This window comes from Flavobacterium sp. (assembly GCF_036405015.1).
Taxonomy (GTDB): Bacteria; Bacteroidota; Bacteroidia; order Flavobacteriales; family Flavobacteriaceae; genus Flavobacterium.
Genome location: NZ_DASWYK010000023.1, coordinates 1 through 17,930, shown reverse-complemented (window position 1 = coordinate 17,930; position 17,930 = coordinate 1). Strand labels below are relative to the sequence as shown.

Sequence of the window (17,930 nt, the reverse complement as noted above, 5' to 3'; positions counted from 1 at the left end):
GAATGGTAAAACAATTAAAAGGAAATTATACAAGAGAAAACGCCCACTGTAAAATCGTGTTTCCAAATGACTGAACATAAAAGCAGAATATTGATCGTAGAAGATGAAGTTTTGATTGCATTATCGTTAAAGAAAATGCTGGAACCCATTTTTATAGCTGAAACCGCTCACAGCTATGAAGAAGCAAAAATGCTTTTGTCTCACAAACTTTTTGATCTTGTTTTAATTGATATTTCTCTTTCTGGAGATAAAACAGGACTGAATCTGGCATTATTTATCAATACTAATATTTCGATACCATTTATATTCACAACTGCGTTAACCGATCCAAGCACTTTAGAAAAAGTGACCAATCTTAAACCGTCTGCTTATCTTTCTAAACCTGTAGAAAAAGCAAACCTTACCACTGCCATACATCTGGCTTTGGCCAATGAAGATGCTACTTTTAAGATTGAACTGGGAAAACAGATTTACTATTTTCAGTCCAAAGATTTTTTGTTTGCTGAAACAGATCATGTTTACATTGAAATACACCTTAAATCAGGTAAAAACCAGATTTTAAGAACAACAATGTCTTATCTCGAAGAAGTTTTTCCTTCTAAATATTTCAAAAGAATCAACCGCAGTACTGCTGTCAACCCGTATCATGTCTCGAAAATCATCAACGACAAACTTCATATCGAAGACAAGATTTTTAAAATCTCCAAAAATTTCTGATTTCATTTCAGAACAAAAAAAACAGGTTTCAGAACATTTTTTACCTCCTTGGCAGGGAAAGTTTTAGTTTTAAACTCTGAATAAAACCAAAAGCCCCTGTAATCCTTTTCTATTTCTCCTGATGCAGTAGCTTTTCGTATGCTTCTGTCCTTTTTACGGAAGCAGTTTTATCAAAACCATTCTTTACCAACAAAAGGACGATTATGAAACAACTCTACACGTTAATTAAATTTGGTTGCTTTTTCTTTATATTACAGTTTACGGCTGCCTATGCTCAGAATTATCAACCGATTCCCGTTCAAAGCGGTTTTAATGCCGATGTCATAGCAAATGGTATTGGTCCAGCCGCAAATTCGACAACCCATGATGTTGATGGAGTCAACTTCGCTTTTATAGCTAGGAACTTTCAGTCAACTTCTTCAAGCATAGCGCTTACATATGGTCTACCTGAATCAGGCATCATAAATTCCTTAGTGGCGACTACACCTGATTTAAGCTATCTACTGGCTAATTACAGCGGAAATAATTGTTTACGCTTTCCAAAACTAAACGATTCAGGTACATTGATTTTCAGTCGTTCATTTAAGGCTTACACTATTTATATCTTGGCTACATCGGGATCTGGATCCAGTAAAATGGACGTCATCGTAAACTTTACAGATTCAAGTACACAGACATTTACAGGAATACAGATCGATGATTGGTATGCCGGCCTTAATTTTGCTGCGCAGGGTATTGGAAGGGTAAATAGAGTTACGGATGATTTAGAACAATACTACGAAACCAATCCTCGTCTTTATCAAATTCCACTAGCTATTGGTTCATCAAACCAAAATAAGGAAATAAAAAGCATCAGCTTAAAAAAAAACGGTGGAAATGGTGTATCCAACATCTTTGCCGTTTCAGCGGATATCTATAATCCCTGTACACCAGCAGAAAATATCAGTTCGTCAGCTGCTATGGATAATGTTTCCATTAACTGGACTGCTGCTTCCTCATCACCAAACAACGGTTACGACTATTATTTAAGTATGACAGATACAGCTCCTACTCCGGCAACCACTCGAACAGGAAATGTTTCCGGCACAACTTTAAACCTAAATTCATTACTAGTTGGACAAACCTACTATGTATGGATCAGATCCAACTGTGGCTCAGGTACTCTAGGTGATTGGAAAAAACATGTTTTTACAACAGGTAGGATTTCTGCTTTATACGATAAAGGAGATATTCAAACATCGTATATTACTAGTTCATCTTTAACTACTGCTACAGAAACATCTTGTCCAGGCCAACTTTCTATTACGATTCCTGAAGGATACCGAATAAAGAATACTACTGTGGAGTACAACATGACTGCATTACAAGGTTCACAATATCAACAACGAAGTTTTCTAACTTGCAAGAACAATAACACTACAGAAAGCACTATTGTTTCAGGAACAAGTACTCCAACAAAAACAACTAATTACAAAAGAGATATTGCAATTGCCAACGGTTTGACTGGTACTGTAAATTTTGAACTCAAAGCATTTCGTACCTCGGGAGGAACTGATTGCAGCACAGAATATCACAAAGTAGATAATAATTCCTGGAAAATAACAACCACTATCGAACTTATTCCTTTAACTGTCGTTAAATCTCAGACAGATGTTTTATGCAACGGCACAAGCACAGGAACTGCAACAGTAAATGTAACTGAAGGAAGCGGAAACTACTCTTATTTATGGTCGCCTACGGGGGGAACAGCTGCCACAGCAACTGGATTATCTGTAGGGAATTATAAGGTAACCGTTACAGATGTAGCTACGTCTGTTTCAATCGATGAAACCTTCACCATAAACGAACCTCCAACATTAAGTGCCATTACGAATCAAACAGATGCCACCTGTTCGTCTGGTGGTATGGCATCTGTAATACCATCTGGAGGTCTGGGACCTTATTTTTATTTATGGACTCCCAGCCGAGACACAACAGCAAATGTTTCAAATTTAGCCCCTGGAAATCATAGCTGCCTAATTACGGATGCAAATGGCTGTACTACTACCAAAAACTTTCTTATTACTACTACGAATACTCTAGTGGCATCTACTTTTCAAACGGACCTTTTATGTCATAATGGAAATACTGGAAGTGCAGGGGTAATACCATCGGGAGCACCAGGTCCATTTACATATGTTTGGTCTCCTTATGGTGGCAATGGCAGTATTGCTTCTGAACTTAGGGCAGGAAATTATTCAGTTACAATTACGGCAGGCAATGGATGTTCAATTGTAAAAAACTTTACCATAAACCAACCGCCAGCAATTGTGATAACAAAAACAGGACAAACAGATGTTACTTGCTTTGGTGGCTCTAACGGTTCCTTGTCTGTTGCTGTAACTGGAGGAACTTCTAATTACACGTATTCATGGGCACCATCTGGAGGAACTGCCGCAACAGCGACTGGTCTTTCTGCTGGAAATTATACACTTACTGTAGGGGATTCTAACGGATGTATTAAAATGGAAAATTTCACCATTACACAACCTGTTGCACTTGTACCATCAATAACCAAAACTGACATATCTTGCAATGGTGGTTCTAACGGATCTGCAACTGTGAGCGTTACGGGAGGAACTGGAGCTTACACGTATTCATGGTCACCTTCTGGAGGAACTGCTTCAACAGCATCTGGCCTTACTGCAGGAAATTACATTGTTACTATAAAAGATGCCAACTTATGTGAAACCACAGCAAGCGTTCTTATAGATCAACCTGATTTACTTACAGCAACAACAGCAAAAACAGATGTCACTTGCCTTAATGCCAATAATGGAACTGCAACAGTAACAGCTACTGGCGGAACTGGTAATTATACCTATTTATGGTCTCCCTCGGGAGGAACGGCTTCTACCGCAACAGGATTAGCTCCTGGAACATACACGGCAATGGTAACGGATGCAAATGGATGTTTTATAACTAAAACTGTTACTATAAGTACAACTCCTGATGTAACCGCACCAATTCCTAGTGCAGCTGTATTACCAGAGATTACAAACTATTGTAATGTTTTAACATCTCAAATTCCTGTTCCTAGAGCAATAGACAATTGCGTGGGAACTGTAAACGGAACAACAACAGATCCTTTAAATTATAATACTCCTGGCACCTATACCATTACTTGGAAATATGACGATGGTAATGGCAATACAACAACACAGCTTCAGACTGTAAAAGTCCTTGAATCTCCTATTAATGCAGTAACTTTTAGTGATGCCGAATTTACTTATAATGGAAATCCGCATTCTATTGAAGTCGCTAACTTGCCAACAGGAGCGACGGTTTCGTATACACCAAACAATAGATCTGTAAATGCAGGAACTTATACCATTACTGCAACTATTACACCTGCTTCAACATCGCCAAATTGTTCTGCAGTCGTCCTTACAGCAAATCTTCTAATTAATAAGGCATCACTAGACATTACTACTAATGCTCAAACTAAAGTATATAGTTCAATTGATCCTGAACTTACATACGTTGCTAGTGGTTTTGCCAATGGAGATAATTCTAACATTTTGACAGGTACACTAAAAAGAACAAACGGTGAAAATGTGGGGACATACGCTATTAACCAAGGCACTTTAAACGCTAACAATAATTATAAAATCAACTATATAGGTAATCAATTAACGATTACACCAAAAGTACTTACTGTTATTGCTAATGAACATACAAAAGTATATGGCACTGCTGATCCTGTTTTTAATTATACTCCTACAGGTTTTGCAAACGGAGATACAAATGCCATTATTACAGGTCAGCTTTCCAGAGATGCAGGAGAAAATGTTGGAAAATATAACATCAACTTAGGAACTTTAAATGCAGGTTTAAATTACGCTATTGTCTTTACAGAAGCATCATTAGAAATCACCAAAGCTAATCAGACTATTACTTGGAATCAGACTTTAGAATTTGGTTGTGATGATTCGAATATTAGTAGTTTAAATGCATCATCAGACAGCGGATTGCCTATTTCTTACACTACAGCAAACAATGAAATTGCGACTATAAATGAATCAACTTTAACTATTTTGAATTCTGGAAGCACAACAATTAGCGCTGTTCAAAACGGAGATCAAAATCACTATCCTGCTGTAACTGTAATTAAACCTATTGAAGTAAGCCAATCTGGACTTATAACACAGCAATGGGCAGATGTTCTTTTCTTCGATAATAACTCTAATAATTTTACGAGCTTCCAATGGTATAAAAATGGAAATCCTGTGTCTGGTGCCACACGTCAGTATTACAGCGAAAATCAGCCATTAAACGGTTCTTATTATGTTATTGCCAAAAATACAAACGGTAATTCAATTAAGTCTTGCCCGATTGAAACAACTGGAACTGCTTTTTCTAAAGGTTTGAAAATCCATCCAAATCCAATTAAACCAACAAATGAATTCACTTTGCAATGCGATTTCAGTGAATCTCAGCTGAATGGAGCCGAAATTACCATTTTTGACATTACAGGAAAATTAGTGCAGACTGTTACAAATGTAAAAGCTCAAAATCAAATTACTGCTCCTTCTCAGTCAGCTATATATGTTGTGGTTCTTTCGCTAAGTAATGGTCAGAAAAAAACAATCAATTTATTGGTTAAGTAAAATTGAGATTTAATTTAAAATGAAAAAGATGAAAATTAAAATCACCATAGCATTGCTAGTAGTGTTGAAAGTCACGACAAACGCCCAAGAACTTAGTGTTAAAATAAATGGAGGCCCTTCTGGAATTCTATATGACAGCAGTATTGGAAACGGAAAGCTAAAATTTGGAGGAGGAATTGGGATTGGCTATACCTATTTCTTCAGCGATCATTGGGGAATTTCTACAGGAATTGATGTAACGTACAATCAAAACAGTTTTAAACTGAATGACGGAAACACAATCAATACTTACGAAATTGACGACCAGACTTCTGCTTTTGAATACCGTGTAACCCCTTCAAAATATAAAGAAGAACAGCATTTTATTGCGGCTGCCATTCCGCTTCTCATGCAATATAGAACCGCTTTTATATCTAACGCACAATGGTATTTTGCATTTGGAGGAAAAATGCTGTTTCCAGGAAAACAAACAGTAAAAGCTTCGGCCGATCAATTGCAGCTAAGCGGTTATTATCCTGATCTGCAATTATTGATTGATGACCTGCCAGCTCATGGTTTTGGACAAGTAACCAATTGGAAAGACGAAACAAAAACAAGTTTAGATCCAACATTTTTACTTAGCTTAGAAACAGGCCTTAGTTTTAAAATAAAAGAAAAAACACAGCTTTATACCGGAATTTATGTAGATTATGGTTTAACCAATTTAGCTAAAGAAACTCCAGATCTTAATATAGTTGCTTATGATCCTAATGGCATTGCTAATACTCAGGCAAATGGTACAATTGGAAACAAGAGAATTGTTCAGGACACACGCTATTTAGCTGCAGGAGTTCAATTGAAATTAGGTTTTTCTTTAGCCAGAGATAAACCACAGCCCATAGAGCCAAAAACAGAAACTGTAATACCGAAAGAAGAAACCCAAGTTCAAGAACCACCTGTTCAGAAAAAAATAGTGGAAACAGTCCCTGTTCAAAAGGTATTATCGGTAGAAGAACGAAATTATATCGAGGAAAAACCACTGGCTTTTCAAGAAGTTGGAAGTACCAGCGTAACACCCGAACTTGCCAGTAGACTGGACGAAATTGCCAAAATCCTAAAATCAAATCAAGACACGGACTTAAATATTACAGGACATACCTGCGATATCGGAACCAAAGCACGCAACCTTGAAATCGGGCTGCAGAGAGGTCAAGCCGTAGCGGAGTACTTAAGGAATAAAGGGATAGAATCCAATCGTATGCATATCTTTTCAAAAGGAGAAAGTGAACCGCTCGTTCCAAACACTCCTGCAGAAAATAAACCGCTTAACAGAAGAGTTTCCCTAATCTTAGTTGACGGAAAATAAGCCTGACACTTCCAAATGTAAAAGCCTGGGAATAGGAACATTCTCAGGCTTTTCTATAGTATGGATTCACGAATTGAATTTATTAACTTACCTTATAATTTCTGCCAAAAACCAGTTTAAACTTTAAAAATACCAAAAAAGAATTATAAATATCAAAAAAAGTTCAAATCAACCAGTCACTTTATTTATCATCCCTTCAATATTTTTTATAATTATTATTAATTATCTGATTTATGAATATGGCGCTGGAGTTGATACCATTTCCACATCAAAAAACTAAGGCGAACTTACAAATAATTCGTCATTTCAGATTTTGTAGCAGAATTACGGTTCATAACTCTTTAAACGGCTATCAACTCATTAAATTTGAACTCTTCCCGACTGATGATCAAAGGGCAAAACCTTTCACACTGATTAAATCCAGAAAAATACTTCGATACTCTTCTAGTAATTTGCTTGCATGACTATAATGACGCATAATCTCAAATGCTGTTTTTGTAGCGTAAAAAAGCTATCGAAATGCATTTCAATTATTGGAAGTTTATCGCTCTTCGTCATAAAGAGCATACATACATTCATTTTCAAATGTCTGCGAAGATATGTACATACGTTTCTTATAATCTGTATCATTCTCGCCTTTTTCTTTAGAAAACCATAGTGATAAAAACCAATGTGGCACAATTTTATTAAAGTGATGCAGTATTTGCTGTGTACTATTGAGCGCAGAGTTCTCTAATACATCTATTAAAAGGTCTTTATTCATATTAATAGAAATTCCTTCCAGATTTGACAAAGACTGCACCGCGTGATTACGCTAATATATGAAAAGTAAAATTCTAAGATTGTGAAATAACTACTCCTCCCAAAGAAGAACAAGTATCTGTCGCTTCCTAGATTAACTCATGATCGGAACTTGTTATTTTGCAATCAAATAAATTACAAATATTTAACAATCAAGTATTTATACTCTAAATCATATCCGTTTTATTTCTGACATTTGAAACGATTCTATTATCCTAATATAATTGATTACATGCCTTTTAATTGTTTATTCTGCAGACAATCTCACCTTCATAAAGGCTCAGCATATACTTTAACTGTTACGAATAAACATTTATTATCAATTCAACACGATTTCATTTTATAAAAATATTGTACATAATCACTTACTATCATGTTTAAATTAAAAAACTTAAAAAATGACAGCACAATATCCACAACCTTTTTTCCGCAAACTGAAAGGCTATGCATTTGACCCATCATTTTCTTCAACGCTAAATAAAAGACATGGCAACGAAGTAATTTACAAAGTTAAATGGGAAGAGGTATCTCCAGGACCAATAGGAGAATATATCGAAATAATAGACTATGATCCTACAAAAAACTGTTACTACCTCCCTATAGACTTAAACGACGGTTTTGTTCTTGCTGATCATGGTATGGAACCTTCAGAAAGCGATCCACGATTTCACCAGCAGCAGGTCTACGCAGTAGTCATGAGTGTAATAAAGCAGTTTGAGAGAGCTTTAGGAAGAAAAATTATCTGGTCTCGTTTGACTGAAAAGAAAAATAGAAATGATAATACTATTTATACTCATGAATTTATCCCTCAATTAAGGATTTATCCTCATGCCATGCGCCAGCAGAACGCCTATTACTCCCCTGAAAAGAATGCGTTGCTGTTTGGCTATTTTCAGGCATCAAATAGCTGGCAGGGAAATAATGTTCCAGGAGGAGCTATTTTTACTTGTCTTTCTCCAGATATAATTTCCCACGAAACAACACATGCAATCCTTCACAGTCTGCATCCTTACCTTACACGTGATACGAATTATGATATGCTCGCTTTTCATGAAGGTTTTGCTGATATAATTGCTTTACTACAGAGATTCACATTCCGATCGGTTGTAGAAGAGCAGATCAAAAATTCCAGAGGGGATTTACTGTCTCCTGAAAATATGTTGGGTGATCTAGCAATCCAGTTCGGCCAAGCGGTATCAGACAACAGACGTTCCCTTCGGAGCTTTCTTGTCGAAAAAGATAAAGATGGAAAATGGGCACACATAAACCCCGACCCATCAAAAATACATACTGTAACCGAGCCCCATAAGAGAGGTGGAATTTTAGTGGCAGCCGTTTTTGATGCATTTGCTAATCTTTACAGATACAGGACTGCAGACCTTATCAGGCTAGCTTCCGATGGCACTGGAATCTTGGAACAGGGAGAAATTGATCCCGATCTTGTAAAGAGGCTTTCCCGTGAGGCATGTGAAATTGCCGATAATCTCATGATGGTATGCATCAGGGCATTAGACTATTGCCCGCCTGCAGACTTAAGTTTCGGTGATTATCTCAGGGCACTTATAACTGCAGATATAGAACATAATCCTGATGATGAAGAGGGGCTTCGTTTCGCAGTTATGGAATCCTTTCGCAAGTGGGGTATTATTCCTGATGAAGTAAATACTTTTTCTGTAGAATCTCTGAAATGGAAAGCACCTGACAGCTATTTTGCAAATTCTGCAAAATCAGCAGGTCTTTCCAAAACAATAAAATACATTTTTGATGCATCTTTCGGAGGCAAAGTGAACACTAATATTAATAATGTTCTGAAAAGCATAGAGCGAATTTTAAGGGAAAATAATCGCAGTGTCATCTTTAAAGAAACCCAGAACCTAAGTGCCATTGTTCATAATATGTTTGATTACAAATTACAGAGCATTGTCACTCCCGGCACTGAGACAATACTGGGTATGGACTTTAATACTATTACCTACAAGCATACCGAGACAGACTCTGCAGGAAATGAAAAGACCATAACCTTAAAGGCTAGGGCGCGGAACAGTTTTCAGGTATACAAATGCCGGCCGATGATTATTTCTGATTCTAAATCTGGCAATGCCAGAAAAGTCATGGTCATCATGTTCCTTCAGAAAGTTTATGTCAATTTAAAAGGATCGCCTTATCAGGGCTTCTTTCCTGATGACAAATATGCTTTCCGTGGAGGCTCTTCACTCATAATTGACATGGCTAATTATGAAGTCAAATACGCAGTCTGTAAAAGTGTACGAGGTAGTGAACGATTGTTCAAACAGCTTGATTACGCGATCTCAACTCTCAGTGATGCAGATAATGCTGCCCTTTTGATGCAGGGAAGCGAACCTTTCGCCTGTTTACATAACCATTAATTTTTTCAACTATGTCTGTTAGTGCAAATATCAGGATGTATAACCAGCTTGATCTGGGTGACTGCTTCTTATTAAGATTTAATTCAGGAAATGAGGAAGCATTTATGCTTATCGACTTTGGATCTTACAAAGCCGGTAATGAAGAACGCGAGCAAGAAATTGCTAAAAATATTATGGAAACCATCGGTGACAAGAAGCTAACAATAGTTGTTACCCATCAGCATCGCGACCATCTGAGTGGATTCTCTACCGCAGGAGACCTTCTTAAGGGAAAAGAACGCGAATTATGGCTGTCCTTTCTTGATTCCGATAACAGCATCGAAGGTACATTTATCAGATCGATGACTGAGAAATACTGGAATAAGAATAAGAAAACAAAAAAAATTCTTACGGATAAATTTGCTGGGGTGCCCCAGGTCGATGCCATGATAAAGGAAAAAGAAGGTTACGATCTCTTTGCTGAAGGCCAGACAGGAGGTAAATCCATAACAAAGCTGTTAGAAATCGTAAATAAAAAAGTAACCTTCCTTACTCCGGGAGAGTCATTTTCTCTTCCAGGCATCAGCAGCGGCATTAAAGTCTATGTTTTAGGTCCGCCGATAAAAAGTGAACAGCTCGAAAAATTAAATCCGACGAAAGATGAAGCAGTCCACGGCCTATCACTTTTAGACTTTGCAAATATGGATATCTCCGGTGATTTAATGCTTAATGCCATTGATGCCTATGGCCAGAATGACAGCGGCAGAGAATCTGATTTTCCCTTCAGCAGGCAGTTCCAGCAGCAAGACCAAGAAAACAATCAGAAAAAAACTTATGAAGATCCAAAAAATTCATGGCGTACAATCAATTACGACTGGCTCTCCGAAATCGGCCGATTATCTCTTCATATGGACAGACTGACTAACAACACCAGCTTAGTATTAGCATTTGAATTTACTGAGAGTAAAAAAGTACTGCTTTTTGTAGGAGATGCCCAGATTGGCAATTGGCAAAGCTGGTTTGATGTTAAATTTGACAACGGCTTGACCGGAAAGGACCTCTTGTCCCGTACCGTATTTTATAAAGCAGGACATCATTCGAGCCATAACGCCACCTTGCGTCAGGGACTTGAGCTTATGAGTGATCGGGAACTCACAATTATGATTCCTGTAAACGGAAAAGTAAGCAGTGATTTTAATTTCGCAATGCTTCGTCCTGACATGTTAAAGGGATATCACAGAAAAGCAAAAGGCAAGGTATTGCGCAGCGATACAGTAGAACAGGACGGAAAAGATTTTCAGCTTGATTTTCCATTTGTGACGCGACAAGACATGAAAAATGTACTGGAAATATACCCAAAAAATAAACAACCTCATTTGTGGATAGAATTAAAAATTGGCGAGGAATAAATTAAATAAAACATAAATAAAATGTCATGAACCCAACAACATCAGATCTAGAACTTCCTTTAAGCAGCACCGAGAAAAGTTTAGCTGGTGTTCTTATGATTTTCGCGATAATTATCAGCATTGTAATCATCATTATGCATTGGCCGGATAAAATGCCTAACGCTGAAAATACCATTTACTTATATAAACCTTTCAGGATAACCTTAATCGAGACTCATACTCCAAATGCTCAACAGTTGACAGCGGCAATTCAGGCGGCACAGGACCGACTGAAAGAAGACCTGAAAAGGTCCGATGTGCTTGCTCAGGTTAAAACCAGAGCTGAGAAAGCAGGGGACAGTATAAATGCTTTAAGAGCTGCAAAAGAAAAAGATTCTATTGATATAATTGTGGCAGCCAACAAAAAAGCAGTCAATGATGCGGTTCTCAAAAAAGCAGAAGATGAAAAATCAAAAGCTGAGAAAACAGATTGTGCCCAACAGAGCGTCTTATTTGCCTGCAAAACAATACAGTTCGGCGTACTCATTCTTATATTGGTTGCCGCTTCCGGTTTCCTTGGCAATATGATCTACGTGGCTTCATCCTTCACTATTTTTATTGGAGCGGAAAAATTCAAGAGAAGCTGGATAATGTGGTATGCTGTTAAACCTTTTACTGCCTCGGGTCTTGCCATATTGATCTATCTGGCGTTAAACAGCACTACTATTAATGCGCCGATAAACCTAAATGGCATTCTTGCTACAGCCGCATTAACGGGTCTATTCACCAACATTGCCACATTAAAACTCAAAGAAATATTTATAGCTCCCTTCAAACCAAGCGTTAATCTTCCTGACAAGCTTGATGGCGGCAAACAAAAGATTGACCTGGATAATATGCACCCAGAAAAGATTGATAGCAATCATGTGAATAATTTCCTTATACCTGGCCAGAATCTCGACCCAAAAAATATTGTTGTCAGTATCAACGGTATAAAAATTGCTCCAGCCAAGATATCCATAACTCCGACATTGATTAAATTCAATTATGAAGTGGATAACAATGCTTTAACCAAATTCAATCTCTTGGTAACCGATAGCAAAGGAATAGAAATAGGCAAAAAAGAAATTGATGTAGTGTAATAAATAACATTTGTAAAAACTTCAACTTTTCATCTACATTTTTTAACTTAACCGATCAATGTCATTTTCTTTTTAAATAGTGAAAAAAAAATTTCTCTATTCAAAAAAACATTTTATCTTTGCACCCGCAATGAGAAAATGATTGCGTCTTACTGGAGGAATGGCAGAGCGGTCGAATGCGGCAGTCTTGAAAACTGTTGACTGTAACAGGTCCGGGGGTTCGAATCCCTCTTCCTCCGCTGAGAGCTTAAAAAGAGACTTTTTAAAGTCTTCAAAAAAGTATAAACAAGCGGTAAACCCTGCGAATCTTGAGATTTGCGGGGTTTTGCGTTTTATGTGCATTTCAATTTTTATAAAGCCTGCAAACAAAAGCTTGCAATTCTAATAATTCATTTCATAAGATATTTATAACACATGACTTAGTGTTAAAAAAAATGCTTAAATTCAATTAACTATATGACAGCATATGGATTATTTTTTAAAAAATAATTTTTAAAATTAAAATCAATAAAACTATAATAATGATGAAGTTTGGTATTTTTCTAACAGCTTTTCTATCTATAACAATGAGTTCCTGTAAATCATCAGAGGCTGCTGATTTTAAGGAATCACTCCATCAATCGGAACGTAGAGCCTTTGACATTATTCTCGGAAAAGAAGGTTCTGGAGAAAAAAAACTAAAATGCCTCGAAAAAGAAGATTATAAAGGTGCAATAATGGCGGTGAATCAACAGAGTAAAGAGTTTGACGTGCTTATTGCCAATATCAAAAAACTTTCTACCGAAGGCATCTCAAAAGGAGATTCTCTTAAAACTGCCTCAATTGAGTATTATCAATCTCTTAAGGAACTACATGCATTCGATAGAAAAGAAATCGAACAGCAGGCACTTATCAAAACACTAAAGAACGACGAATTGAAGAATGCTCAAGACAAGCTATTGGCACTGGCAAAACAAAAAAAGACGCTTTATAATGCAGTTTATGAGAAGGAAGCTCTACTGTATACTACTAATGAAGCTTTTGAAGCTGCCAATGGTTTTTGATAAAGAACTTTCTGGATTCAAAAAAAATCAAGATCCATTATCAAAACTTTTACCTTAATCCTTTCTTGTAAAAACAATATCGTCAATATAACAACTTGATGCTGCTTTTCCTTCTGCCATAAAACCAATTTCGACCTTCCCTCCTTTTACAACTATTTTATCAATTGTAATTTCCTTCCATGAAGAATTTTCCTTATCAATCTTAAATGAGTATTTTTTATTTCCACTCAATCCGTATATTTCCAGATTGACAAAATTATTTGTATTCTTTATTTTAGCTGAAAGTTTGTAATTTCCATCTTCCAGTTTTACAAATGGTGATGAAGACAATGTTTGAAATGTCTTTCTTTTATAATCTATACGATCACTAATCTGAAGACTTTTTTCACCAATTACTACTTTTCTTTCTTCTTCGGTATTAAAATGATTTAAAACTGGCGAAATAGAATCTAAAGAAAGTTTATTTCCATAAATAACTTCAGAAAACCAGCCTGTTAACTGAATCTGGACTGGCTTTACGGGACTAGGAATATGCCTGCGATCTGCTTCAAAACTACCATTCAGCGCGTAATTATTATCTTTGGCTGCACGCCATTTTCCCGTTTTCTCTTCCAAATCCCAGGAATTAAGCGAATTAAAATAAGGAACGTCTCCCTTAAATGAAAGCGGACACCATTGGTTATACCCCAATCCGTTACCTGCAAAATCTGACCAACGATCACCACAAAATACAATTGTTTCTTGCTTTGTTCCTTTAACTGAAACAAAAAAACCTGTTTGCGAAACGTGAGCAAAATCCTGATCAGCTCCTTTCATTATCTGCATGTCATTTACTGGAAGGTAAGGCCCTCTTATGTCATCTGCCACCAAATAATAAGCAAATGAAGCATCCCAACCGTAAATATTTGAAGCCACCATATAATACTTTTTATTGTATTTAAACATACAGTTACCTTCTCTACTTTCTCCTTTAAAAACTTCGGTACAATCCAACAAACCTACTTTTCCATCTTTGATTCCAATTTCCGAAACATATATTTTATTTCGCCCATTTCCGTATGAATAAATCAAATACGATTTTCCGTTATCCTCATCTGTAAACACTGTTTGATCTCCAGTATTACTCGTACCAATCATTTTTTGCATATTGATTTTCTGATGCCATTGAAACTCCCCTACCGGAGAATCTGCAAGAGAAATCAAGACTTCTTTATCATGCTGTATAAACATGGCATACTTTTTCAATTCTTGTATATAGGCCACTCCTAAACGGCCAGCCCAGGTTTTCCCATTCGGGTTTATTACCTCTTTATTCAAAACATCAGCTTCAAACTTCCAATTAACCAAATCTGAAGAACTGTAACAGGTAACCGATTCAAAGGTTGAAGTTGCCAATGTAACCGCAGGATTATGGCGGTATACATCTGCCTCTTTATACTTAACACCGTACCAGAAATATTTTTTTACACCACTTGAAGGATCTGTAAATTTGAAAATTCCTCCGCCCTGACTGTAAATCGGCTTTTGATCTGCTGTTTCCCAGAATACATCATTTTTTATATTTAAATATTGCGAAGTCCCTTTAGAAACCGTTAAAATAAAAATAGCATTTAGAACAATTTGCAGTATTCCTTTTTTCTTTATCATGATTCAAAAGTTAGTAGTTAGTTTTTTTTAAATCGGTTTTAACTATCAAAAACAATAAAATATCAACATCTAAAAAAGTAAGCCGATACATTTAAAAATCTTCTTTAATAGTAAAAAAAAAATGTGTTTTTTCAGTAAAACAAAAACAGAAAGACTCTTTATTTAAGCCGAATTACAATCTATCAAAATGCAATTTATTTTTTATTTTTTGATACCCCATCCTGCACACACCTGACAAATCAAAAAAAACAACGTTAATTTTATTTTCTTTTCATTATATTTTAACATCATAGTACAGGATAGTTTAAAAAGTGAGAAAAGTTAGATTTGAAAAGCACAATTTAAAAAAAGCAATAAATCGGTAAAGTTTCAAACATTTTCAAACAGGTTTTTCAGTGTCTTGATGGCAGTTTTTACTTCACTATTTTTAATTTATAATACAAAAAAATCATGTCATCAGATAAAGATCATTCAGAAATAAAGATAGAATCCAATTCCAGTATTCCTAAATATATTCAAGTTGCCAATATTCTGGCTGATGAAATTTTATCAGGTGAATTAGAACCCGGACATAAACTTCCTTCTATAAATGATTTGAGCAAAATGCATTCGATTTCGAGAGATACAGCCGAGAAGGCCTATAAAGATTTAAGAGATCGCAATTTGGCATTTTCTGTTATGGGGGTAGGGAATTTTGCAGCAGCAAGAGATTTAAATTCAAAAAATTATGTTTTGTTCTTTATCAATAAGCCCTGCTCTTACAAAATGGAGGTTTACGATTCTTTCGTAACAACATTAGGCAACGGCAGCCACGTAGACATGTTTATGTATTACAATGACGAGCAGCTTTTTATTGACGCAATCAAAAAGAACATGCACAGCTACAGTTTTTTTGTGATAATGCCGCACTTTAAAAACAATCAGGAAAACCATACCAATTATACTCCAGCAGTTTTGGAAGCTATCGAAAATATACCTAAAGACAAACTGGTAATTCTTGATAATTCATGCGAAGAAATATCAGGCGATTTTACTGCGGTTTATCAGGATTTTAAATTGGATATCTTTAATGCACTTCAACAAGGAATTAGAAGATTAAAGAAATATGAAAAATTAATACTTGTATACGCCAGAAAAGCAATATTTCCAGCTCCAGGCGGACTTGTTGACGGTTTTCTTGAATTCTGCAAAGCGCATCAATTCCCATTTGAAATCATCGATAAAATTTATGACGGACTAGAATTTAAAACCAAAGAAGTTTACATAACCATCGAAGACGAAGATCTGGTAAGTCTTATACAACAGATAAAAGGAAAAAAACTTAAAATCGGAAATCATGTTGGAGTGATTTCATACAACGAAACTCCGTTGAAAGCACTGCTTGACATCACCGTTCTTAGCACCGATTTTAAGGCAATGGGAAAAAAAGCAGGAGATTTAATTCTGGACAGAAAAAAAGAAATTTTCAAAAATCCTTTTAATTATATCCAGAGAACTTCGCTTTAATTAAATCTTCTTTCAAAATTTAAAAACAAAAATCAATAAACGTTTTAGCGGCTTCAAAAAATCATTTCTAAATAGTTGACAAAAGCAACTAATTTTATATATTTGTATTTCAGAAATACAATATCATAAAATCATGAATACTACAACTTCAAAAATTAGAAGTTTCAATCGCTTTTATACTGCCCATTTAGACATCTTAAGTCAACATTATTTGGATAGCGAATATTCTTTAACCGAAATACGAATCCTTTACGAAATCAGTGAAAGCAAAACTATTACGGCTCAAAAAATCACTGAAATATTAAATTTAGATAAAGGTTATTTAAGTCGAATTTTAAAACGCTTTCTAAAAGAAAATCTCATCGTGAAAATTGCATCAGATGAAGATAAACGTGCTTTTAACATTAAACTTACCGATTCAGGAAACGAATTATTAAGCATTTTGAATACAAAATCTGAAAATAAGATTGATGGTAAAATTGAAAAGCTAAACAGTTCTGAAAAAGAAATCTTAGTCAATTCTATGCATACTGTTAGAAATTTATTGACAGACAATAAAATAGCCAGAGAAGATATTAAATACCGACACGAAATTACTCCTGGAGATATTGGTTACATTATTCATCTTCATGGTGCGCTTTATGGCAAAGAATATAATTTTTCGACTGATTTTGAAAAATATGTAATCAAGACTTTTTATACTTTTTTAGAAAACTATTCTCCAGAAAACGACCGCGTTTGGATGGCAGAATACCATAATAAAATTGTAGGTTGTGTGGCAATTGTTCATCAACCGAATGAAGAAGCGCAATTGAGATGGTTTTTACTGGATCCTGCTTTTAGAGGATTAGGAATTGGAAAAAAACTTCTTACTGACGCTGTAAATTTTTGCAAAGAGAAACAATATAAAAACGTCTTTCTGCTCACAACAAATCTTCAAAATAAAGCCTTAGAAATGTATAAATTAGCAGGTTTTGAACTTACTCAATCAGAAGAAGTTCAGGAATGGGGATTAACCTTTAATGAAGAACGTTACGACCTAAAATTAAGTTAACAACAAACCTCCAAAGTCAAATTGATTTTGGAGGTTTTCTTTTTTTTATGATTTATAAAACAAATTATTCTTTCGCATCTCTTTTAATAGCTTCTTTAATGAAAAAATTATATTGATACACTTTCTTCAGTTTTCAATATTAAACCACTTCTATATAATATTACAAATACAAAATGCACCTTACCTAAACTGGTGCATAATTTCCCTACTAAAGTTATTACAAAGATCACAAAACTCTAATTACATGAGTTTTATATTTTTTTTTTTTAGAA

General features: G+C 35.5%; 11 protein-coding genes and 1 tRNA gene. 10 read left to right on the top strand and 2 right to left on the bottom strand.

Annotation, left to right across the window (positions count from 1 at the left end):
- Positions 1-66 precede the first annotated feature (66 nt).
- From VGE71_RS02205 to VGE71_RS02195, 3 genes are all read left to right on the top strand, one after another.
- A complete protein-coding gene (locus VGE71_RS02205) occupies positions 67-717 on the top strand; it encodes a response regulator transcription factor (RefSeq protein WP_331136835.1) in 651 nt (216 codons plus the stop codon).
- 203 nt (positions 718-920) lie between these two features.
- Positions 921-5,366 (top strand): MBG domain-containing protein, encoded by a 4,446-nt coding sequence (locus VGE71_RS02200; RefSeq protein WP_331136834.1) that lies wholly within the window; start codon positions 921-923, stop codon positions 5,364-5,366.
- Between the two features lie 28 nt (positions 5,367-5,394).
- Positions 5,395-6,711, top strand: a complete 1,317-nt coding sequence (locus VGE71_RS02195) for an OmpA family protein (protein WP_331136833.1) — start codon at positions 5,395-5,397, stop codon at positions 6,709-6,711.
- Between the two features lie 541 nt (positions 6,712-7,252).
- Here the strand turns inward: VGE71_RS02195 and VGE71_RS02190 are convergent.
- On the bottom strand, positions 7,253-7,513 hold the full coding sequence (locus VGE71_RS02190) for a hypothetical protein (RefSeq protein ID WP_331136832.1): 261 nt from the start codon (positions 7,511-7,513) through the stop codon (positions 7,253-7,255).
- A 397-nt stretch (positions 7,514-7,910) separates the two neighbouring features.
- On the opposite strand from VGE71_RS02190, the gene VGE71_RS02185 reads away from it, so the two are divergent.
- The 5 genes from VGE71_RS02185 (at position 7,911) to VGE71_RS02165 (ending at position 13,451) form a co-directional block, all read left to right on the top strand.
- A complete protein-coding gene (locus VGE71_RS02185) occupies positions 7,911-9,899 on the top strand; it encodes a hypothetical protein (protein WP_331136831.1) in 1,989 nt (662 codons plus the stop codon).
- 11 nt (positions 9,900-9,910) lie between these two features.
- Positions 9,911-11,287 carry a hypothetical protein gene (locus tag VGE71_RS02180; RefSeq protein ID WP_331136830.1) on the top strand — a complete coding sequence of 459 codons (1,377 nt, stop codon included), beginning with the start codon at positions 9,911-9,913 and terminating at the stop codon, positions 11,285-11,287.
- Between the two features lie 26 nt (positions 11,288-11,313).
- Entirely contained in the window at positions 11,314-12,408 is a 1,095-nt protein-coding gene (locus tag VGE71_RS02175) for a hypothetical protein (RefSeq protein ID WP_331136829.1), read from the top strand.
- Positions 12,409-12,562: 154 nt separating this feature from the next.
- Positions 12,563-12,647 (top strand) — tRNA-Ser (locus tag VGE71_RS02170).
- 327 nt (positions 12,648-12,974) lie between these two features.
- The gene (locus VGE71_RS02165; RefSeq protein WP_331136828.1) at positions 12,975-13,451 is read left to right on the top strand and encodes a hypothetical protein; all 477 of its coding nucleotides are present in this window, start codon (positions 12,975-12,977) and stop codon (positions 13,449-13,451) included.
- 54 nt (positions 13,452-13,505) lie between these two features.
- Here the strand turns inward: VGE71_RS02165 and VGE71_RS02160 are convergent, their stop codons facing one another.
- On the bottom strand, positions 13,506-15,098 hold the full coding sequence (locus VGE71_RS02160) for a family 43 glycosylhydrolase (protein WP_331136827.1): 1,593 nt from the start codon (positions 15,096-15,098) through the stop codon (positions 13,506-13,508).
- Positions 15,099-15,548: 450 nt separating this feature from the next.
- On the opposite strand from VGE71_RS02160, the gene VGE71_RS02155 reads away from it, so the two are divergent.
- Together VGE71_RS02155 and VGE71_RS02150 are read left to right on the top strand one after the other, a co-directional pair.
- On the top strand, positions 15,549-16,604 hold the full coding sequence (locus VGE71_RS02155) for a GntR family transcriptional regulator (RefSeq protein ID WP_331136826.1): 1,056 nt from the start codon (positions 15,549-15,551) through the stop codon (positions 16,602-16,604).
- 133 nt (positions 16,605-16,737) lie between these two features.
- The gene (locus VGE71_RS02150; RefSeq protein WP_331136825.1) at positions 16,738-17,658 is read left to right on the top strand and encodes a bifunctional helix-turn-helix transcriptional regulator/GNAT family N-acetyltransferase; all 921 of its coding nucleotides are present in this window, start codon (positions 16,738-16,740) and stop codon (positions 17,656-17,658) included.
- Positions 17,659-17,930: the final 272 nt, after the last annotated feature.